Here is a 20,733-nt window from a genome sequence, read left to right as displayed (position 1 = left end):
CAGTCCGTGAAGGCCTCCTTGAGGGACTCTGAGTCCCTCAAGGAGGCCTTCACGGACTGATTCGCGGTCAGCCCTGGGTCGGGGGCCGCGGCGGAAGGTCGAGCCGGTAGACGCTGACGCTGCCCGAGGTGAACGTCTTCGTCAGACCGGGCAGCCCCGCGAGGTCACTCAGCCCCGGTGCCAGGTCGAAGGACCATTCGCCGCTCCAGTGGCGGCCGTCGGTCCCGACCGTCGGCGCGACGGTGTCGACGTAGACCCAGCGCACGTTCTTGCGCCGCAGGATCTCCTGCACCTGGGGATTGCCCGGGAAGGTGTTGAACTGCGCGAGCAGCTGCTCGTTCTCCTTGATCGGGCTGTGCCCGTCCGGGACGATGTTGACGATCGGCAGGTCGTAGTCGACATAGAGCAGCGTCGAGCCGTCGTTCGCGTTGTTGAGGATGGTCTCGCCCGGTGCCGCGTGGTCTTTCAGCCACTTCGCGGCGGCGTCGTCCTGGTCGGAGTACCGGACGAACTGCGGGGCGGCGTAGCGCTGGCTGAGCGAGTACGCGGCGGTGTTCATGTAGTCGCGGAACGTCGTCACGGTGAGCGCGCCGAGCAGCACCACGGTCAGCGCGAAGGCGATCGTGGGCCGGGCGCGGACCGGGATCGGGTTCCGCAGCTTGCCCGAGACCAGCACCAGCCCGATCACCGCGAACGTGACGCCGACCAGCGACGGGATCAGCAGGTAGAGGTGGCTGTCGATCCGGCTCGCGACCCGGTAGTAGTAGCGGCCGATCATCGCGCCGAAGCCCGCGTTGGGCGAGTTGTGGAAGGTCACCACGACGGCGGCCCAGAACACCCAGGCGGTCACCAGCGTCCACGCGCGGCGAGAGAGCACCGCGAACACCACGCCGACCAGGCCGAGCACGCCGAGTGCCAGCTGTCCCAGCGTGCCGGCGGGATCGAAGTAGCCGCCGTAGGGCAGCTTGGCGAGCAGGGCGAAGGCGTCGCCGATCGGGACGCCGCGGATGTTCGCCGGCGCGTCGGACACGGTGCCGCCGCCGAGGCGCAGCAGCGCCAGCACACTCGGGACCAGCAGGACCACCGTGACCACGGCGGCCAGCACCAGCGGCAGCAGCGAGCGGACGAAGGCGAGCCTGCCGTGCCGCGTGACCAGCAGGCCGAGCATGGCCGCGACGGTGGTGAACGCGATCGAGGTCAGCGCGCTCGGGTGCAGGTTGAACGCGCCGGCCATGGCGACGCCGATCAGCACGGCCCGGCCCCAGTGGCGTTTGCCGATCACCAGCATGACGGCGACGAGGCCGGGGGTGAGCGCCAGCGCGGCCGCGTTCGGCAGGACCCCGCCGTCGTGCGCGAAGGCGATGGCCGGGCGGTACAGCTGCACGGCGACGAGCGCGGAGACACCGGCGGCGAGTTCGACCCAGCCGCGGCCGACCCGGCCGTGCCGGAGGACGGCGGCGGTGAAGGCGGCGACCGAAAGCGGTAGCACGATCACGGTGAACACGACGGTCGTCAGGTTGATGGCCATCATCGTGTCGCCGAAGATGTCCGTCAGCAGCGCGGCGATGTCGGTGAAGCCCGGCGGGTAGTACTGGATGACGGTGTCGTTCACGACGTCGATCGGCAGCACCTGCCAGGGCGCGGCATGCCCGGTGAAGTGCGTGTACGCCGTCAGCACCGCGTGCGTGACGGTGTCGTGCTCCTGGGCCGGGGTGGCCCACGAGCCCAGGCCCTTGTGCCACATCCGGACGCCGAGGCCGACCCCGGCGAGCGCGATCAGGGCGCCGATGACCTGCGCGAACCGTCCGGTCCGGCCGGTCAGCTCCCGGAGCCGCTCGTCGGTGACCTCGGCGGGCTCGGTGGACGGCCTCCCGCGCCGGATCAGCAGGCGCGCGCCACCGGCGAGGACCAGCACCACCACTAGGGCGATCAGGACGGTGAGCAGCCCGAAGTGAAGGCCCGTGACGCCGGTGAAGAGCGACACCACCAGCACGAAGCCCATCGTGAGCGGAGCCGACAGACCGGCGAGCCACAGACGCTCGCGGAGGCCGACGGCGAGCAGGATCGCGAGCCCGGGGACAAGGACGACGAGAACGCCGACTGCAAGCCGGGCAGCTTCGGACAGCATGCCTTCTCCGATCGAAAAATGCCGCTAACGCGGCGAGTCTATGAGGAGTACCGATAGGTCTTGGATGCGGGTAAGAAGCCCTGGACGTGCCCCGGTAGCGTGCTCGGAATCATGACCAACGGTCATCGCCGCAAACCGTGGTCGATTCTGGGACGGATGCCGGCGGAAATGGTGTGCGAATGAGTTTCTTGCTCGTTCTGGCCGCCTTTTGGCTGCCGGGTGTCGTTTTCGGTCTGGCGATCGGCCTTCGGGGGTGGACGCTGGCCGCGGCCTCGCCGCTGCTCGGGTTCGGGGTCGTGGCGATCGGTATCCCGCTGCTGGGCGGGGCGGGGATCCCCTGGACGCTGGCGAACGTCGCGCTGTGGACCTTGGTCATCTCGGCGGCCGGTTTCGCGGTGGCCTGGGGCGTGAGCCGGTTCACCGGGCGGGAGACGGACGTCGACCGCCTGCGGTGGTCCTGGCGCGCGCACGCGCTGACCGCGGCCGGGGTCGCGACCGGAATGGGTATCGGCGCCTTCACCACGCTGCGCGGCATCGGCCCCGTGAGCACGGTGAACCAGGACTGGGACGCCGCCTTCCACGCGAACCTGGTGCGCTGGATCGCCGAACGCGGGGACGCGCGCCCGAGCACCATCGGCGCCGTCGCGAACAAGGCGGGCGAGACCCAGTACTTCTACCCGGACACCTATCACGCGCTGCTTTCGCTGCTCTTCGGCAAGGGCGGCCTCGCGATCATGCCGATCATGAACCTGGCGTCGGTGGCGGTCGTCCTCTCGCTGCCGCTCGGGATCGCCGCGCTGTGCCGCGCGTGGCGGTTGTCCCCGGTCGCCGCCGCTTCGGCCGCGGCGGTTTCCACCTGCTTCACGGCCTTCCCCTCGGACCTCTTCTGGCACGGCCCCTTGTGGCCGTACGCCGCCGGGATCGCGCTGATCCCCGCGATGCTCGCGCTCGTGCGTCTCCTGCTGGATCAGGGCGGGGCGGCGGCGCCGCTCGCGATCGGCGTGGGCACCGCGGGCCTGGCGGCCCTGCACACGAGCATCGTCTTCGTCGTGGTCGTGTACTGCGCACTGATCCTCGTCGCCCTGCTCTTCAAGTCCGAGACGATCGACTGGCGGCGGGCCTGGCCGTCATTGGCCGCCGCCGCGGTGCTCGCCGCCGTGCTCGGCCTGACCCAGGTGCTGCCTTCGCTCTACAACGTCAAGGGCGTCACGGGAACCGTGTGGCCGACGGCCGCGACCATGTCCGGCGCGGTCGGCCAGACCGCCTTGTTCTCGCCGATGGCGGACTTCCCCCAGTGGTGGATCGGCCTGCCCGCGCTCTGCGGGCTGGTCCTGCTGGTGCGGCAACGGCGGATGCTCTGGCTAGTCGGGTCCTACGTCGTCCTGGGCGGCCTCTTCGCGGCCACGGTGTCGCTGGAAAACCGGCTCGTCCATTTGCTGAGCGGCCCGTTCTACAACGACCATCACCGGCTCGCCGCGCTTCTCCCGTTGGCCGGAGCGGTGTTCTTCGGGGTGTTCGCCGACTCCGCGTCGGCCTGGTTCGCGGCGAAGGTGCGGCATCGGCTGCCGAAGCTCAACCCCGCCGTTCCCGTGCTGGCCGGCCTCGCGCTGCTCGCCGTCGTGCTCGGCGGGCTCAGCGGAGGCGGCTACATCCGGCTCAACTCCGTCCACGTGAACATCGCCTACCGGGGCTTCCCCTCGGTGAGCGCGGACGAAGAGGTGGCGTTCGGCTGGCTGGCCCGGCACACCGTGCCGGGGGAGCGCGTGCTCAACGACCGCATCGACGGATCGGTCTGGATGTACGCGCTGCAGGGCGTCGAGCCGCTCCAGTGGAGCTACTACGGCGCCGAACCGGAAACCGACGTGGGTTACGTCAGCAAGCACGCGAACGCGGTGCGCACCGATCCCCGGGTGCGGGAGATCCTCACCGGGCTCAAGGTCCGATACGTCTTCGTGGGCAAGGGCAACGCGATGCCGAACCGCCCGAACGACCCGGGTCTGATGGGGCTCGACGAGAGCCCGGAGTTCAAGCTCGTCTACCGCAACGAGGGCGCCTCGATCTACGAGATCGAGGGACAGCGGGGAGTGATCGAGCGGGGCGCGGCCGCTCACGGCCGGTGAGACGATAGGCTGATCGAGTGTCCAGCACGTCCGTGACCACCCGCCGCGTCCTCATCGTGATGCCCGCATTGAACGAGCAGGCCAGCGTCGGTTCGGTCATTTCCCAGGTCAAGCAGTCCTTGCCGGGCATAGACGTGCTGGTGGTGGACGACGGTTCCGCCGACGACACGGCCAAGCTCGCCCGCGCGGCGGGCGCGGAGGTGGCCCGCCTGTCGGTCAACCTCGGCGTCGGCGGGGCGATGCGCACCGGCTTCCGGTACGCCGCCGCCCGCGGCTACGACGTCGTCGTCCAGGTGGACGCGGACGGCCAGCACGACCCCGATGAGGTCAGTGCCCTGCTGGACGCGCTCGACGACGCGGACATCGCGATCGGCTCGCGGTTCGCGGGCAAGGGTTCGTACAAGGCGAGCGGCCCGCGCAAATACGCGATGGTCGTGCTCTCGCTCGTGTTCTCCCGGCTCGGGAAGACCAAGCTCACCGACGTCACCTCCGGGTTCAAGGCGATGGGCCCGCGCGCGATCAAGCTCTTCGCTTCGTACTACCCGGCCGAATACCTCGGCGACACGGTCGAATCGCTGGTGATGGCGATCCGCGCCGATATGAAGATCAAGGAAATCCCGGTGATCATGCGGGAGCGGGCGGGCGGGACACCGAGTCATTCTCCGGTGAAATCGGCCGTCTATCTCGGCCGCGCCGGGCTCGCCCTGCTGCTGGCGCTGGTGCGCCGCCGTCCCGCCGTCGACTCGTCGGATTCGGCGTAAAAGGAGCCCTTCATGGATGGCTGGCGCATTCTCAGCATCGTCGTCGCCTGTCTGGTGCTGTTCGTCGTCCTCGAGATGATGCGACGCCGGAAACTGCGTGAGAAGTACGCGGGTGTGTGGCTCGTCCTCGCCATCGGCGTGATGGTGCTCGCGCTCGTTCCGCAGGCCGCCGACTTCCTGGCTCGGATAACCGGCGTGCAGACGCCGTCGAACTTCGTGTTCCTTTTGGCAGGCGTGGTTCTGGCGCTGGTCGCGCTGCACCTGTCCACCGAGGTCGGGCACCTCGAAGAAGAGGTCCGGACCTCTGTCGAGGAGATCGCGCTGCTCCGCTGCGAACTCGCCGACGCCCAGCGTGACCTGGAGAAGCGGGTCGCCGCGCTGGAAGCCGCAGTGCATGATCCAAAAATGGCTGCCCCCGACAACGTCAAAGGGCTCTCCGAAGTGAGCGCCGCACGCGCACGCTGATCGACGCCGTTCTGGCGGCCCCGCCGAGGCTGGGTGCCGTCCGCGTGCTCGCCGTCGACGGCCCGTCCGGGGCCGGGAAGTCCACGCTGGCCAGGCAGATCGCCGCCGAACTCGTCGAGCGCGGTGTCCGGGCCGAGTGCGTGAGCACCGACGAATTCGCCACCTGGGACGAACCCGTTTCGTGGTGGCCGCGGCTGGAGACCGGGGTCCTGGAGCCGTTGCGCGCCGGCCGGCCCGGGGTCTACCGCCGGGTGAGCTGGTCCGACGGCGTCCCCGGACCGGGTGAAGAAGTCGAGATCGCCGTCCCCGACGTTTTGGTGCTGGAAGGCGTTTCCAGCGGCCGGGCGCGGATCCGGCCGTCCCTGTCCCTGCTCCTGTGGCTGGACGGCGGGACCGAAACCGAGCGGCTGGAACGAACCGTCGGCCGGGACGGCGAGGAATCCCGTGCGGAACTGCGTCGCTGGCAGCTCTTCGAACGCGGTTGGTTCGCTGTCGACGGGACTCGGAAAGCCGCGGATGTCCGTTCTTGTCAGTGACCCGAAGAGCCTAGTGGTGGACACCCATTTGTGTTAGTGACCCGGCACTCTACGCGTTAGTGGTCGGGAATTGATTACGCTCCGTCCGGAATTGCGGACACTTTGCGGTCGTATTGGCCTTCGCGTAGCGCGATCGTAACCTCACGTGCTTAAGTGCGAGCCGAGTTCCCGCTAGTGTCGGCGGGCACACCGATCGTCCGCGGAGTTCGAGTTTCCGACCGACCGGACGGTGACTAAAACACCGAAAATTCTCCTCAAGGGGTGCCAGATGCAGCAACTGCGGGTGACCCGAGCACGCCGTGTGGCCCTGATCGGGCTTGCCGGCGCACTCGCGGTCTCCATTTCCGCTTGTGCCGAATCGAAGCGTGAAGAAGGCGCAGGAGGTGGCTCGGGAGGAACCATGGTCTTCGGTGCCGCCGGTAACCCGAAGACCTTCGACCCGTTGTTCAACGACGACGGGGAGACGTTCCGCATCATCCGGCAGATGATGGACACCCTGATCATGAACAAGCCGGGCACCGCGGACCTCGAGCCCGGCCTCGCGGAGAAGTGGGAGGGCAGCAACGACGGTAAGACGTGGACCTTCAGCCTGAAGAAGGGCGTGAAGTTCCACGACGGCACCGCGTTCAACGCCGAAGCGGTCTGCTTCAACTTCAACCGCATGTTCAACATGAAGGGCGCCGCCGCCCAGAGCCAGATGATCTACTACGGCGACGTCTTCGAAGGCTTCGCCAAGAACGAGGGCGACGCCGGCGGCGACCCGGTGTACAAGGACTGCCAGGCCAAGGACGAGGCCACCGCGGTCCTGAACCTCAACAAGAACAAGGGTGCCTTCCCGGCGGCCTTCACGCTCCCGTCGTTCTCGATCCAGAGCCCGGACGCGCTGAAGAAGTACAACGCCGACGCCGTGACCCAGAGTGGTGACTCGTTCTCCTACCCGGAGTACGCCACCGCGCACCCGACCGGTACCGGCCCGTTCAAGTTCGACAGCTGGGACCAGGCCAAGGGTGAGATCACGCTCTCCAAGGCCACCGACGGGCCGACGCAGACAGCCAAGCTCGACAAGCTGATCTTCAAGGTCATCCCGGACGAGAACGCCCGTAAGCAGGCACTCAAGGCCGGTGACATCCAGGGCTACGACTACCCGTCGCCCGCGGACTACGGCCTGCTGCGCAACGACGGCGAGCAGGTGCTCATCCGCCCGTCGTTCAACATCCTGTACATGGGTATCAACCAGTCGGGTAACCCGAAGCTGAAGGACGTCAAGGTCCGTCAGGCGCTGGCCTACGGCATCAACCGCGAACAGTTCGTCAAGTCGAAGCTGTCCGAGGGTTCCGAGGTCGCGACCGAGTTCGTCCCCAAGGCGATCTCCGGCTACACCGACGACGTCACCAAGTACCCGTACGACCCGGAGAAGGCCAAGTCGCTTCTGAGGGAAGCCGGCGCCGAGGGTCTGACGCTGAAGTTCTACTACCCGACCGAGGTCACCCGGCCGTACATGCCGAACCCGGCCGACACTTACACCTCGATCTCCGAGGACCTGAAGAAGATCGGCATCAACATCGAGCCGGTCGCGAAGCCGTGGAACGGCGGCTACAAGGACGACGTGCAGAAGTTCGGCAAGCACGACCTGCACCTGCTCGGCTGGACCGGTGACTACAACGACGCCGGTAACTTCGTCGGCACGTTCTTCGGCCGTGAGAAGAAGGAGTTCGGCTTCAACAACGCCGAGCTGTTCAGCGCGCTCGGCGCGGCGGACGCCACTCCCGCCGGTGAAGAGCACGCGAAGGCCTACCAGGGCGTGAACAAGCAGATCATGGACTTCATGCCCGCCGTCCCGATCGCGTTCCCGACCCCGGCGATCGTCGTCGGGCCGAAGGTGAAGGGCCTGGTTGCCAGCCCGCTGACCGACGAGCGCTTCTACACCGTCACGGTCAACTGATCCACCACCACTAGCGGTCGCAGGGGGTGGGTGCTACCGCACCCGCCCCCTTCGGCCCATTCCCGGGCTGGCAACAAAGGAACGCACGTGCTCCGTTTTCTCGTGCGTCGGCTGCTACAAGCGATACCGACGCTCTTGATCCTGTCCATTTTGGTCTTCGCGTGGCTCCGGTCACTGCCTGGTGGCCCCGCCGGCGCACTGCTCGGCGACAAGGCAACGCCGGAGAAGATCGCCGACCTGAACCGCATTCTCGGCCTTGATCAGCCGATCTTCATCCAGTACTTCAAATTCCTCGGCCGGGCACTCACCGGCGACTTCGGCAGCTCGCTGGTCTCCGCCCAGCCGGTGATGTCGGAGATCGGGAACTTCCTTCCCGCCACCATCGAACTCGGCTTCTGCGCGATGCTCATCGCGGTGGGTCTCGGTATCCCGTTCGGATACCTGTCCGCCCGGTTCCGCGGCGGGCCCGTCGACAACGTGATCATCGTCCTCAGCCTGGTCGGCGTCGCCGTGCCGGTGTTCTTCCTCGGTTACATGATGCAGGACCTGCTGGCCGGGCCGCTGGGCCTTCCGTCGCAGGGCCGCCAGATGGCCGGGCTCGACGCCACCACCATCACCGGTTTCGCGGTCTTGGACGGCGTCATCACCCAGGAGTGGGACGCCGCCTGGGACGCGATCACCCACCTGATCCTCCCGGCGTTCGCGCTGGCCACCATCCCGCTCGCGGTGATCGTCCGGATCACCCGTGCGTCGGTGCTGGACGTGCTGAACGAGGACTTCATCCGCACGGCCAACTCCAAGGGCCTGACCCAGCCGGTCGTCCGGCGCCGTCACGTGCTCCGCAACGGCCTCCTGCCGGTGGTCACCACCATCGGCCTGCAGACCGGCGCGCTGCTCGGTGGCGCCGTGCTGACCGAGCGGGTGTTCAACTTCCGCGGCCTCGGTTTTCTGCTCGCCGAAGGCATCGAACGGCGTGACTATCCGCGGCTGCAGGCACTCCTGCTGTTCGGGGCACTGGTGTACGTGCTGGTGAACATGCTGGTCGACGTCTCGTACGGGCTCATCGACCCGAGGGTGCGTGTCCGATGAACACACTGCTGAACAAGAAGAAGGAGCCGATCGACAGGCTCGCCGCGTCGGCGGCCAAGGGGCACAGCCTCGGTGGCGAGGCGGTGCGCCGGATGCTGCGCAGCCCGGTCGCGATCACCGGTGCGGTGATCACCGGTCTGTTCCTGCTGGTGGCGATCTTCGCGCCGCTCCTCGCGCCGAAGGATCCCTACGAGCGGTACCTCCAGAGCGAGGTCATCCTCGGCCAGGGCATCATCCCCGGCGCGCAGGCCGGCTTCCCGCTGGGCGTGGACGACTTCGGCCGTGACTACCTTTCGCGGCTGCTGGTCGGTGCGCAGAACACGCTGCTGGTCGGTGTGCTCGCCACGATCATCGGTGTCGCGGTCGGCATGCTGATCGGCGGGCTCGCCGGGGCGTTCGGCGGCTGGGTCGACACCGCCCTGATGCGGCTGGTCGACGTCATGCTGTCGGTGCCGTCGCTGCTGCTGGCGATCTCGGTGGCCGCGCTGTTCCAGAAGCCGAGCCAGTGGACCGTGATCGTCGCGGTGTCGATGGTCAGCGTGCCGATCTTCGCGCGATTACTACGCGGTTCGATGCTGGTACAGAGAAACAGCGACCATGTGCTGGCCGCGACGTCTCTCGGCGTGAAGCGCGGGACGATCGTGATGCGGCATATGCTGCCGAACTCGCTCGGCCCGGTCATCGTGCAGGCCACGCTGACCCTGGCGACCGCGATCCTCGAAGCGGCGGCGCTGTCGTTCCTCGGTCTCGGCGACCCGGACCCGAACCGGGCGGAATGGGGCATCATGCTGAGCCGCGCCGCTCGGCAGTTCCTCGACATCCGCCCCGAGCTGGCGTACTACCCGGCCATCGCGATCATCGTGGTCGCGCTCGGGTTCTCGCTGCTCGGTGAGTCCTTGCGTGAAGCCCTCGATCCGAAGAACAGGCGGTGATCTCTCATCATGGCACTCCTCGAAGTTCGTGACCTCAAGGTCGTTTTCCAGCGGCGTGGCGAGAAGCCCTTCGCCGCGGTGGACGAGGTCAGTTTCGACGTCGAACCGGGCCAGACCGTCGGCCTCGTCGGCGAATCCGGTTGCGGCAAGTCCGTGACGTCGCTGGCGATCATGCGGCTGCTCGCGAAGCGCGGCAACAAGGTCAGCGGTTCGGTCTCGTTCGAAGGCACGGATCTGCTCGGCCTTTCGGACCGGGAAATGCGGGACCGCCGGGGTCGTGACCTCGGCATGGTGTTCCAGGACCCGCTGTCCTCGCTGAACCCGGTCATCCCGATCGGCCTGCAGATCACCGAGGTGCTGGAGCGCCACCGCGGGATGTCCCGCAAGGTGGCGTCGGTGGAAGCGGTGGGACTGCTGGAAAAGGTCGGCATCCCCGACCCGGCGCGGCGGCTTACCGAGTACCCGCACCAGCTTTCCGGCGGAATGCGGCAGCGCGCGCTCATCGCGATCGCGCTCGCGTGCCGTCCGCGGCTGCTCATCGCCGACGAGCCGACCACCGCGCTCGACGTGACGATCCAGGCGCAGATCCTCGCGCTGCTGCGGGAACTGGTGCAGGACACCGGGACCGCGCTGATCATGATCACGCACGACCTCGGTGTCGTCGCCGGTCTCTGCGACGAGGTCAACGTGCTCTACGGCGGCAAGATCGTCGAGCGGGCGGAGCGGCACGCGCTGTTCGCCGAGCCACGGCATCCGTACACGCACGGCCTGCTCGCCTCGATCCCGCGTCTCGACGCGGGCCGCGGCGAGAAACTGGTTCCCATCAAGGGATCCGTCGCCGACAACATCCCGTGGGACGGCGGTTGCGCCTTCGCGCCCCGCTGCCCGAACGCTCTCGGCGTGTGCCGGGAGGTTTCACCGCAGCTGACCCCTGATCGCGGCGGGCTGCTGCGCTGCCACAACCCGGTGATCCCGGCCGTGGCCGCACGAGGAGGGGCCCGATGACGAACACGGTACAGCCGCAGGAAGTGCTCCTGGAGGTCAACGACCTCAAGGTGCACTTCCCGATCAAGCGCGGCATCGTGGTCGACCGGACGGTCGGGCACGTGTACGCCGTCGACGGTGTCGACCTGGCCATCCGCAAGGGCGAAACCTATGGCCTGGTCGGGGAATCCGGTTGCGGAAAGTCCACTTTGGGCAGGGCGATCCTCCGGCTGACCGAGCTGACGAACGGCAACGTCGTCTTCGACGGCACCGATGTGGCCGGGCTCAAGGGCGAGGACCTGCGCAGGGCGCGCCGCCGGATGCAGATGGTCTTCCAGGACCCGATGTCCAGTTTGGACCCCCGGCAGTCGGTGGAATCCATTCTGACCGAAGGAATGAAGGCGCACGGCCTCGACAAGGACAAGGAAACGACGGCCCGGCGGCTGCGCGAACTCCTTTCCGCCGTCGGGCTTCCCGAGTCCTCGCTGCGGAAGTACCCGCACGAGTTCTCGGGCGGACAGCGTCAGCGCATCGGCATCGCGCGGGCACTGGCCGTCGAGCCGGACCTGATCGTCGCCGACGAACCGGTGTCCGCGCTGGACGTCTCGGTGCAGGCGCAGGTGGTCAACCTGCTCGAAGACCTGCAGCAGAAGCTCGGGCTCACGTACCTCGTGATCGCGCACGACCTCGCGGTGGTGCGGCACATCTCCGACCGGATCGGCGTGATGTACCTCGGCTCGCTGGTCGAGGAGGCCGACGCCGACGCGTTGTACGAGAACCCTCTGCACCCGTACACGCGGGCGCTGCTCTCGGCGATTCCCGTGCCGGACCCGGTGGTCGAGGACAGCCGCGAGCAGATCCTGCTCGCCGGCGACCTGCCCTCGCCGGCGCGGCCGCCGTCCGGGTGCCGCTTCCACACGCGATGCCCGTGGAAGCAGCAGAGCCTGTGCGACACCGACCGCCCGCAGCTGCGGGAGATCGGCGCCGGACATCGGGTCGCCTGCCACTATGCGGAAGACATCCGTGACGGCCGGATCCTGCCGCACGAGGTCAAGGCGGAACTCGTCGGTGCCGGGGAGCTGAACCCCGACGTCGGTGGCCTGCCGGATGTCGGCTCGGCCGCCGAGATCCTCTAGTTTCGCCGTTGGTCGTGAGTGATTTGGGTCGTTAGAACGACCCAAATCACTCACGACGACCAGGCGCCGCCCGCGGGTTTCGGGCAGACTCGCTGTCATGCGGGTCACAGTGCTGGGTGCTTCGGGGCGTACGGGGATTCACGTGGTCCGGCTTCTGCGAGGGCGGGGGCATCAGGTGCGGGCGGGCCTTCGCAGCCGTAGCCGCGCCGAGGAGGTCGCCGGTCTCGGCGCCGAGACCGTGGTCGCGGACGTCACCGCCGACGCCGACGATCTCGTCGAGGCGCTCGCCGGGTCCGAGGTCGTGATCAACACGATCGGCGCGCCCGATCCGGATCAGGCGTCGGTGAACCTCGTCGACCGCGATGGCGTGATCACCGCGATCCACGCCGCGGAGAAGGCGGGCGTCTCGCGGTTCGTGCAGCTTTCCGCCCAGTTCGCCGATTCGCCGGATCAGGGCGACCGGCTGGTGCGCTCGATCCTGATGGCGAAACAGATCTCCGACAGCAAGCTCCGCCGGTCCAGCCTGATCTGGACGATCGTCCGCCCCGGCACGCTCACCGACGACCAGCCCAGCGGCCGCGTCAAGATCGGCGGGCATCTCGAACCGGGCCGTGTCGCTCGCGCCGACGTCGCAGCCGTCCTGGTCGGCACCCTTGAGGAGCCGCTCACCGAGAATCAGGGCTTCGACGTCCTCGGCGGCGAGATCCCGATTCAGTCGGCCCTGGCTTCTTTCAGCTGAGAATCCTTCTTCCGTTCCCGCGATGCCCGCAGGTTCGCGACGTTCCCGCAGGTGCGGACGTCGTGCCAGACCCCGCTGTTATTGCGCGAGACGTCGTAGAACGCCGAGCGGCAGCCGTCGAGCCGGCACAGTTTCAGCCGCTGCCAGATCCCGGCCTGCTGCGCGAGCAGCGTCTCCGTCCACAGCGCCGAAGTGAGCCACTGCCGTCCGGCGCCGGAGGGGAACAGCCGGACGACGCCGTCCCGCAGCACCAGGTCCGCCTTGATCGGTTTCACGGCCGACGCGTCGCCGTCGTCGACGAGCGAAACGAACGACTCGCGCAGGTCGCGAAGGGCGCCTAAGTCTCCTGAGCCCACGGTGATCTCCGGCACTTCGGTGTCGCGTGCCCGCGACCATTCCGCCAATGCCTCCGTCACCCAGGGCCGCGCGAGGTCGGCGTCGCTGAGCAGGTCGAGGCCGTGGGCCTTGATCGCCTTCGTGTTGAGGAAGTCCTGAACGAGCGCCAGCCCCGAGGGGGCGGTGCGCAACCGGTACCGGTCCGTCGCGGTCCATGACATAGGTCAAGAGTACTTGACTCTGTCGTGTCGCGTCGGCATTCTGGCGACAGAGGTAAAAGCCAAACACTTCTGTCAAGAGGAGCACATCATGACCTCCATCGAGGGAGCCGTAGTCCTGGTCACCGGCGGACAGCGCGGACTGGGCAAGGCCTTCGTCGCCGAACTGCTCGAACGCGGCGCGGCCAAGGTCTACGCGACCGCCAGGGCGCCGCGCGAGGAGACCGATCCGCGGATCGTGCCGCTCCCGCTCGACGTCACCGACCCGGAGTCCGTCCGCGAACTGGCCGGGCGGGCGGGCGACGCGACGATCGTCTTCAACAACGCCGGCGTCCTCGGGCTCGGCTCGCTGCTGACCACGGACGTCGACGCGCACCGGCCGGTCTTCGAGACCAACGTCTTCGGTGCCGTGCGCATCGCGCAAGCGTTTGCGCCGCAGCTCAAGGACGGCGGAGCGCTGGTCAACATCCACTCGGTCCTGTCGTGGGCGGCTGGCTCGGGCTCGTACGGCGCGTCGAAGGCGGCCTTCTGGTCGCTCACCAACTCGCTCCGCATCGAGTTCGCCGAGCAGGGCACCCAGGTCGTCGGCGTCCACCTCGGCTACACCGACACCGACATGACCCAGGGCTTCGACGTCGAGAAGAACGACCCGCGCGACGTCGCTCGCCAGGTCGTCGAAGGACTGGAGAAGGGCGAGACCGAGGTGCTCACCGACGACCTCACCCGCGCGGTCAAGGCCGCGCTGTCCGGTCCGGTCGAGCACCTGGGCACCAGCCGGGTCGGCGCGTAAAACCGTTGGCGGGAGCTCATCGGCCGGGGTAGTTTCGCCGCCATGTGTGCTTCCGCCTTCACCCGGACCCGCCGCGCCTAGCGGCGGATCCCGCGCATTCAGCAAGGAACCGCCGCCCGAGCGAGTCATCGCCGGGCCTGCTTCAGGCTGCCCGGCTCACCTCGAAGCCGCGGAGATCCCTTGCGCACACACCGTCCTGGCCGTCATGAGCTCGGCCAGAACTTTCTCATCGACCGGACCATCATCGACACCGTCGTCGGGCTCGTCGCGGACACCGGCGGGCCGATCGTGGAGATCGGCGCCGGTGATGGCGCGCTGACCCTTCCGCTGCAGCGGTTGGGCAGGCGCCTGATCGCCGTCGAAATCGACGACCGGCGCGCCGTCCGGCTGGCGAGCCGCGTCCGGCCGCCGACGGAGATCGTCACCGAGGACTTCCTGCGGTTCATCCCTCCGCGGGCGCCGCACGTGCTGGTCGGCAATCTGCCGTTCCCTCTGACCACCGCGATGCTGCGCCGCGTCCTGCACGCGCCGGGCTGGACCGAGGCCGTGCTGCTCGTGCAGTGGGAGGTGGCGCGCCGCCGCGCGGGCGTCGGCGGCGCGACCATGATGACCGCTCAGTGGTGGCCGTGGTTCGATTTCCGGCTGGTCACCAGGGTTCCCGCGTCGGCGTTCTCCCCGAAGCCCGGCGTCGACGGCGGAGTGCTGACCATGACCCGCCGCGCGCTTCCGCTCGTCGAGCACCGGGATCGCGGGCGCTACCAGGCGTTCGTCCAGCGGGTGTTCACCGGTCGGGGCCGGGGAATCGACGAGATCCTGGCCGCACCTCGCGAGACGCGCCGCTGGCTCCGGGAAGAGGGGATCGCTCCCACCGCGTTGCCCAAGAGCCTCACCGCACGCCAGTGGGCTGAGGTGTTTCTGCTTCAGCGAGGAAGTCCGGCTCCCGTGCGCGGCGCTTCGTCGAGCCGAACAGCACGCCGCCGATGACCACGACCGCCGCGATGACTTCGAGCAGCGACGGCCGCTCGTCGAGCACGAGGAACGCCATCGACAGCCCGACCACCGGCACCAGAAGGGAGAACGGCGCGACCACGCCGACCGGGTTGCGGCGCATCAGCGACGTCCAGATCCCGGAGCCGACGATCGTGCCGAAGAGCACGACGTAGGTCAGGCCGCCGAGGCCGATCAGCCCGGTCGGCGTGCCCAAAGTGCTCAGCGAGTGGCCGATTTCCGCCGGGCCCTCCATGGCCAGCGACAGCGCGAACATCGGCAGCGGCGGCACCACGGACATCCAGAGGACGAAGTTCAGCGGGTTGTCCGGTGCCGCCTGTCGCGTGCTCAGGTTGCCGAACGCCCAGCTCAGCGCGCCGAGCAGGGTCAGGATCACCGGCAGCAGGGTGGCGTTCCCGGCCTGTTGCCAGGCGATCGTGGCCATCCCGGCGACGGCCAGCAGGATCCCGCCGAGCTGTCGCTTGGAGACGTGTTCCCGCAGGAAGACGGCGCCGAGCAGGACGGTGAACGGGGCCGAGGCCTGCAGCACCAGCGACGCCAGGCCGGTCGGCATGCCGGTGTCCATCGCGATGAAGAGGAACGCGAACTGCCCGGTGCCGAAGCCCAGCCCGTAGCCGAGCAGGTGGCGGATCTTCACCTTCGGCCAGGGGACGAACAGGATCGTCGGGATCGCGATGACCGCGAACCGCAGGCCGCCGGCGAACACGGGTGGGAACTGTTCGAGGGTGGCGTGGATGGCGAGGAAGTTGCAGCCCCAGAGGACGGCGACGAACAGGGCGAGCAAACGGTCGCGGACGGGCATACCTTCACTCTTACGGGTGCATACCGTGAAGGACAAGCGATAATATTTTCAGTGATCGTTCAGTTCTGCTTCACATATGCTGGCGGCATGGACATCGGCCGGTTGCGGACCCTGCGGGAGTTCGCCGACCGCGGCAGCGTGACGGCGGCCGCGAAAGCTCTGCACTGCACGCCCTCCGCGGTTTCCCAGCAGCTACGGGCCCTGCAGGGCGACGTTGGCCTCGCGCTGACCGAGCCGGCGGGCCGGGGCCTGCGGCTGACCGACGCGGGCCGCGCGCTGGTCGCCCGTGCCGACGACGTGCTCGCCGCGCTCGACCGCGCGGAGTCCGAATTGGACGTTTACCGGAGCGCGCCACGCGGACAGGTCCGGATGGCGATCTTCCAGTCGGCCGGGCTGATGCTGCTGCCCGGGCTGCTGCATCGGACGGCGGAGTTCGACGGGCTGGACATCATCGTGCGCGACATCGACATGACCCCGCCGGACGTCCCCGGGCTCGTCGCGGACTACGACATCGTGGTGGCGCACCGGGACGAGCACGCGCCGCCGCTCGGTTCGGAGCGGCTGGAGTCGCGGCACCTGTTGCGTGAGCCGCTCGACGTCGCGCTCCCGGCGGGCCACCGGCTGGCGAAGCGGCGCCGGATCGAACTGGCCGAACTCGCCGGCGAACGCTGGATCAGCGTCAACGCCGGGTTCCCGGTCGACGACATCCTCCAGTCGCTGATCATCCGCACCGGCATGCGCCCGCAGGTCGTCCAGCGCATCAACGATTTCCGTATCACCGAACGACTTGTCGCCGCCGGGCACGGGATCGCACTGCTGCCCCGGTACACAATGGACACTCGTCGCGGCAGCGGTCTGGTCTGCCGTCCGCTGGCCGGGATCAAGGCCGCGCGACACGTCGAGGCGGTCTGCCGACTCGGCGCGTCCTCGCGGCCCGCGGTGGCGAAGGTGCTCGACGCGCTGGCCGACGAGGTCGCCGCGCTCACCGGCGAGCGTGACTCTTCAGGTGATCCAGCGCGAGTTTGAGCGCGTCGGCGATCGGGGTGATGTCGTGCCGGAGGTGGGCCATCAGCAGGCCTCCCTGCACGCAGGCCATCGCGGTCTGCGCCAGCCGGGCCGGGTCGGCGTCCTTGGCCAGATTTCCCTTTTCCTGCAAGGACTTCAGGCCGTTTTCGAGGTGTGACTCCCACTCGCGGTAGGCGCCGTCGAGCAGCGGCGCGATCTTCGGGTCGTCCCCGAGTTCGCCGGTGAGGTTGCCGAGCGGGCAGGCGATCGGGCCCTTCGGCGTGCTCTGGATGGCCAGGATTTCCTGGGTCCACTGCTCGAAATCGGCCCAGGAGTGGAGTTCGAAGATGGTCGGCTGGTGGCCGAGGATCGACTCGAGATAGCGCTTGATGACCGCTTCGACGAGCTGATCCTTGTTCTTGAAGTAGTGGTACATCTGCGATTTCCCGGCCCCGCTCGCCGCGAGCACCTTGTCGACGCTCGTCCCGGCGACGCCGTTGACGTACATCAGTTCCGCCGCCGCGTCGACGATCGCGTCCCGCGTCAGGCGCCCGCGCGGGGTCGAAGCAGCCGGTTGACCATCCATGTACCGGATAGTACAGTCGGGCTCAATGTACCGATCAGTACAATCAAAGGAGCCGACCATGGGGGATCTCAACACCGACCTGGCCGAATTGCGGGGCAACGTCGCGAGCCACGTTCCGGCGGAGATCGCCGAAGTGCTCAAGGCCGACCGCGAAACGTTCGTCGGGGTGGTCGCCGAGGCGGCCGCGAAACCGGGGACGGTGATGCCGGACTTCACGCTGCCGGACGCGGGTGGCGCCCCCGTGTCGCTCGGCGACCTGGTCGCGGACGGGCCCGCCGTCGTGGTGTTCTACCGCGGGGCGTGGTGTCCGTACTGCAACCTGGCTCTGCGCACGTATCAGCAGGAAGTGCTGCCACAGCTGGAGAACCTGGGCGCGAAGCTGGTCGCCGTCAGCCCGCAGCTCCCGGACGACTCGCTGTCCACAAAGGACCTCGAGTTCGCCGTGCTGTCCGACACGGGCAGCAAGCTCGGGCGTGCGCTCGGCATCACGTTCCGGCTCGCCCCGGAGACGAAGCCGGCGTTCGACACGCTCATCGGCGACGTCGAGAAGATCAACGGCGAGCAGGACTGGGAGCTGCCGTACCCGACCGTCCTGGTCGTGGACCGCGAGCGCGTCATCCGCTACATCGACGTCCACCCGGACTACACCACCCGGACCGACCCGGCCGATGTCCTGGCCGCGGTGAAAGCTCTCTAGAAGTCCGTGAAGGACTCCTTGAGGGAATCTGATTCCCTCAAGGAGTCCTTCACGGACTACGCAGACCTAGCGGTTGGCGCGGTTCACGGCCGAGACGACGGCCCGCAGCGACGCGGTCACGATCGACGAGTCGATCCCGATGCCCCAGAACACCCGGTCGGAGATCGCGCACTCGATGTACGACGCCGCCCGCGCGTCGTCGCCCGGTGTCAGCGTGTGCTCGCTGTAGTCGAGCAGCCGCAGGTCGAACCCGACCGTCGACAGCGCGTCGAAGAACGCCGCGATCGGGCCGTTCCCGCGCCCGGTGACCTCGTGCTCGTCACCCTCGACCCGCACGGTCGCGGTGATGTCGTACTCGCCGTCCCCGTTGTCCCTGACGTGCTGGCGCACCAGCTCCAGCGGCGTCTTCGGCTCCAGGTACTCGGCCGAGAACGCGTTCCACATCGTCGTCGGGTCGACCTCGCCGCCCTCGGAGTCGGTGTGGCGCTGGACGACCTTGGAGAACTCGATCTGCAGGCGCCGGGGCAGGTCGAGCTGGTGCTCGGCCTTCATGATGTAGGCGACGCCGCCCTTGCCGGACTGCGAGTTCACCCGGATCACGGCCTCGTAGCTGCGGCCCAGGTCCTTCGGGTCGATGGGCAGGTACGGGACCTCCCACGGGTGCTCGTCCACCGGCGATCCCGCCTTGTCGGCGGCGGTCTTCATCGCGTCGAGGCCCTTGTTGATCGCGTCCTGGTGGCTGCCGGAGAAGGCGGTGAACACCAGGTCACCGGCCCACGGGCTGCGCTCGTGCACCGTCAGCTGGTTGCAGTACTCGACGGTCCGCTTGATCTCGTCCATGTCGGAGAAGTCGATCTGCGGGTCGATGCCCTGGCTGTAGAGGTTCATGCCCAGCGCGACCAGGTCGACGTTGCCGGTGCGCTCACCGTTGCCGAACAGGCAGCCTTCGATCCGGTCGGCGCCCGCCTGGTAGCCCAGTTCGGCGGCGGCGATACCGGTGCCGCGGTCGTTGTGCGGGTGCAGCGACAGGATCACCGAGTCGCGGCGCTCCAGGTTGCGGTGCATCCACTCGATCGAGTCGGCGTAGACGTTCGGCGTCGCCATCTCGACGGTGGCCGGCAGGTTCAGGATGACCGGCTTCTCCGGCGTCGGCTGCCAGATCTCGGTGATCGTGTTGCAGACTTCGAGCGCGTACGACAGCTCGGTGCCGGTGTAGGACTCCGGCGAGTACTGGAAGCGGAAGTCGGTGTCCGGCTGCTTCGCCGCGTAGTCGACGACCAGCTCGGCGGCCTGCGCGGCGATCTTCGTGATGCCGATGCGCTCCTCGCGGAACACGACGCGGCGCTGCAGGATCGACGTCGAGTTGTAGATGTGGACGATCGCGCGCGGCGCCCCTTCGAGCGACTTGAAGGTGCGCTCGATCAGCTCGGGGCGGCACTGGGTCAGCACCTGGATGCTGACGTCCTCCGGGATGGCGCCTTCCTCGATGATCTCGCGGACGAAGTCGAAGTCGGTCTGCGACGCCGCCGGAAAGCCGACCTCGATCTCCTTGTAGCCCATGCGGACCAGCAGGTCGAAGAACTTGCGCTTGCGCGCCGGCGACATCGGGTCGATCAGGGCCTGGTTGCCGTCACGCAGGTCCACCGCGCACCACAGCGGGGCGGTGTCGATGCGCTTGTCCGGCCAGGTGCGGTCGGGCAGGTCGATGTTCTCGACCACCTCGAACCAGGGGCGATAGCGGTGTACGGGCATCGAAGTGCCGCGCTGGGTGTTCCACGAAGGCTGTTCGGACGGGGCCGGGCGCGTGGGCTTGCGAATGCTCATGAGGGGTCGGTTCTCCTGAAGAATCGGGTGCGAACGACCGGCACCACGAAGCCCCGCGACGGGGAGCCGGTCCGATCAGGCCCCGTCGCGGCAGCGAAGCAGGAGAACTCGAGCCACGAGGCCACCTTAACCGCGTGATCTCCCGAAAGGAAACCCGGGCCGCGATCGAACTGTGACCACGGTGGCGCCCATTCGGGTTACTCGCGGGTAGCAATCGGACCTGGCGGCGTGCCACACTCCCCGGCATGGGCGAGCACGCTGAAGAGAAGGAAACCGCAGATCAGGAGACCAGGCGCAAGGTCGACTGGCGTGCGGGCGGCGGTCGGGCGGCCGGTGTGCTGGCCGGGATCGTCCGCTGGGTCGGCCTGATCTTCGCGGCCATCCTGGTCCTGCACGTCGTCTTCGTGATCGGTGAGGCGAACCCCGACAACGGCATCGTCTCGTTCGTGCGCGGCTGGGCCGACGGTCTCTTGCTGGGCTTCAAGGACCTGTTCATGCCCGAGGACGCCAAGCTGCGGGTGCTGATCAACTACGGCATCGCGGCGGTCTTCTGGATGGTGGTTTCGGCCATCATCGCCAAGATCATCCGCCGCGTGGGCGGCTCCGCCTAAGTCCTGGGGGCACTAGGCTTGGAC

At 68.1% G+C, this 20,733-nt stretch carries 20 protein-coding genes; 15 read left to right on the top strand and 5 right to left on the bottom strand.

The genetic code is table 11. The features are described 5' to 3' along the window. Window positions 1–67 precede the first annotated feature (67 nt). Window positions 68–2,128 carry a DUF6541 family protein gene (locus ACLJRL_RS11045; RefSeq protein ID WP_410655991.1) on the bottom strand — a complete coding sequence of 687 codons (2,061 nt, stop codon included), beginning with the start codon at window positions 2,126–2,128 and terminating at the stop codon, window positions 68–70. A 179-nt stretch (window positions 2,129–2,307) separates the two neighbouring features. Between ACLJRL_RS11045 and ACLJRL_RS11040 the strand changes: the two genes are divergently transcribed. From ACLJRL_RS11040 to ACLJRL_RS10995, 10 genes are all read left to right on the top strand, one after another. Further along, window positions 2,308–4,248, top strand: a complete 1,941-nt coding sequence (locus tag ACLJRL_RS11040; protein ID WP_410655990.1) for a DUF6541 family protein — start codon at window positions 2,308–2,310, stop codon at window positions 4,246–4,248. Window positions 4,249–4,307: 59 nt separating this feature from the next. Then, window positions 4,308–5,009, top strand: coding sequence for a glycosyltransferase family 2 protein (locus ACLJRL_RS11035; protein WP_410656172.1), 702 nt, complete (start codon window positions 4,308–4,310; stop codon window positions 5,007–5,009). Between the two features lie 12 nt (window positions 5,010–5,021). After that, window positions 5,022–5,474: a DUF2304 domain-containing protein gene (locus ACLJRL_RS11030; protein WP_410655989.1), complete on the top strand. Its 453-nt coding sequence runs from the start codon at window positions 5,022–5,024 to the stop codon at window positions 5,472–5,474. Window positions 5,475–5,518: 44 nt separating this feature from the next. Next, on the top strand, window positions 5,519–6,010 hold the full coding sequence (locus tag ACLJRL_RS11025; RefSeq protein WP_410655988.1) for a uridine kinase: 492 nt from the start codon (window positions 5,519–5,521) through the stop codon (window positions 6,008–6,010). A gap of 400 nt (window positions 6,011–6,410) precedes the next feature. Then, entirely contained in the window at window positions 6,411–7,952 is a 1,542-nt protein-coding gene (locus tag ACLJRL_RS11020; protein ID WP_410655987.1) for an ABC transporter substrate-binding protein, read from the top strand. Between the two features lie 87 nt (window positions 7,953–8,039). Further along, the gene (locus tag ACLJRL_RS11015; protein ID WP_410655986.1) at window positions 8,040–9,041 is read left to right on the top strand and encodes an ABC transporter permease; all 1,002 of its coding nucleotides are present in this window, start codon (window positions 8,040–8,042) and stop codon (window positions 9,039–9,041) included. After that, window positions 9,038–9,973 carry an ABC transporter permease gene (locus tag ACLJRL_RS11010; protein WP_410655985.1) on the top strand — a complete coding sequence of 312 codons (936 nt, stop codon included), beginning with the start codon at window positions 9,038–9,040 and terminating at the stop codon, window positions 9,971–9,973. The genes ACLJRL_RS11015 and ACLJRL_RS11010 overlap by 4 nt, the downstream gene beginning before the upstream one ends. A 9-nt stretch (window positions 9,974–9,982) precedes the next feature. Further along, the gene (locus ACLJRL_RS11005) at window positions 9,983–10,978 is read left to right on the top strand and encodes an ABC transporter ATP-binding protein (protein WP_410655984.1); all 996 of its coding nucleotides are present in this window, start codon (window positions 9,983–9,985) and stop codon (window positions 10,976–10,978) included. Further along, a complete protein-coding gene (locus tag ACLJRL_RS11000; RefSeq protein WP_410655983.1) occupies window positions 10,975–12,093 on the top strand; it encodes an ABC transporter ATP-binding protein in 1,119 nt (372 codons plus the stop codon). Before ACLJRL_RS11005 ends, ACLJRL_RS11000 begins: the two co-directional genes overlap by 4 nt. Before the next feature lie 97 nt (window positions 12,094–12,190). Continuing rightward, the gene (locus ACLJRL_RS10995; RefSeq protein ID WP_410655982.1) at window positions 12,191–12,832 is read left to right on the top strand and encodes an SDR family oxidoreductase; all 642 of its coding nucleotides are present in this window, start codon (window positions 12,191–12,193) and stop codon (window positions 12,830–12,832) included. Here the strand turns inward: ACLJRL_RS10995 and ACLJRL_RS10990 are convergent. Next, entirely contained in the window at window positions 12,805–13,389 is a 585-nt protein-coding gene (locus tag ACLJRL_RS10990) for a CGNR zinc finger domain-containing protein (protein WP_410655981.1), read from the bottom strand. The genes ACLJRL_RS10995 and ACLJRL_RS10990 overlap by 28 nt on opposite strands. 88 nt (window positions 13,390–13,477) lie before the next feature. Between ACLJRL_RS10990 and ACLJRL_RS10985 the strand changes: the two genes are divergently transcribed. Both ACLJRL_RS10985 and erm read left to right on the top strand, forming a co-directional pair. Continuing rightward, complete coding sequence (locus tag ACLJRL_RS10985; protein WP_410655980.1) at window positions 13,478–14,176, top strand: SDR family oxidoreductase; 699 nt, start codon at window positions 13,478–13,480, stop codon at window positions 14,174–14,176. 180 nt (window positions 14,177–14,356) lie between these two features. Further along, on the top strand, window positions 14,357–15,160 hold the full coding sequence (gene erm / locus ACLJRL_RS10980; protein ID WP_410655979.1) for a 23S ribosomal RNA methyltransferase Erm: 804 nt from the start codon (window positions 14,357–14,359) through the stop codon (window positions 15,158–15,160). On the opposite strand, the gene ACLJRL_RS10975 is transcribed toward erm, so the two are convergent. Beyond that, a complete protein-coding gene (locus ACLJRL_RS10975; protein WP_410655978.1) occupies window positions 15,063–15,986 on the bottom strand; it encodes an EamA family transporter in 924 nt (307 codons plus the stop codon). The genes erm and ACLJRL_RS10975 overlap by 98 nt on opposite strands. A gap of 87 nt (window positions 15,987–16,073) precedes the next feature. Here ACLJRL_RS10975 and ACLJRL_RS10970 point away from each other — a divergent pair, with 87 nt between their 5' ends. Then, window positions 16,074–17,012: a LysR family transcriptional regulator gene (locus ACLJRL_RS10970; RefSeq protein WP_410655977.1), complete on the top strand. Its 939-nt coding sequence runs from the start codon at window positions 16,074–16,076 to the stop codon at window positions 17,010–17,012. Here ACLJRL_RS10970 and ACLJRL_RS10965 read toward each other — a convergent pair. Beyond that, a complete protein-coding gene (locus tag ACLJRL_RS10965; RefSeq protein WP_410655976.1) occupies window positions 16,969–17,577 on the bottom strand; it encodes a TetR/AcrR family transcriptional regulator in 609 nt (202 codons plus the stop codon). The two genes, ACLJRL_RS10970 and ACLJRL_RS10965, sit on opposite strands and share 44 nt — an antisense overlap. Before the next feature lie 58 nt (window positions 17,578–17,635). Here ACLJRL_RS10965 and ACLJRL_RS10960 point away from each other — a divergent pair, with 58 nt between their 5' ends. Further along, entirely contained in the window at window positions 17,636–18,274 is a 639-nt protein-coding gene (locus tag ACLJRL_RS10960; RefSeq protein ID WP_410655975.1) for a peroxiredoxin-like family protein, read from the top strand. A 66-nt stretch (window positions 18,275–18,340) separates the two neighbouring features. Here the strand turns inward: ACLJRL_RS10960 and leuA are convergent, their stop codons facing one another. Beyond that, window positions 18,341–20,098, bottom strand: coding sequence for a 2-isopropylmalate synthase (gene leuA, locus ACLJRL_RS10955; protein ID WP_410655974.1), 1,758 nt, complete (start codon window positions 20,096–20,098; stop codon window positions 18,341–18,343). Between the two features lie 245 nt (window positions 20,099–20,343). Between leuA and ACLJRL_RS10950 the strand changes: the two genes are divergently transcribed. Continuing rightward, complete coding sequence (locus ACLJRL_RS10950; RefSeq protein WP_410655973.1) at window positions 20,344–20,709, top strand: hypothetical protein; 366 nt, start codon at window positions 20,344–20,346, stop codon at window positions 20,707–20,709. Window positions 20,710–20,733 lie beyond the last annotated feature (24 nt).

Origin of the sequence: Amycolatopsis sp. lyj-112, assembly GCF_046549055.1 — a bacterium.
GTDB lineage: Bacteria > Actinomycetota > Actinomycetes > Mycobacteriales > Pseudonocardiaceae > Amycolatopsis.
Note: the sequence above shows the minus strand (reverse complement) of the source record. Positions and strands in the feature narration are given on the sequence as shown.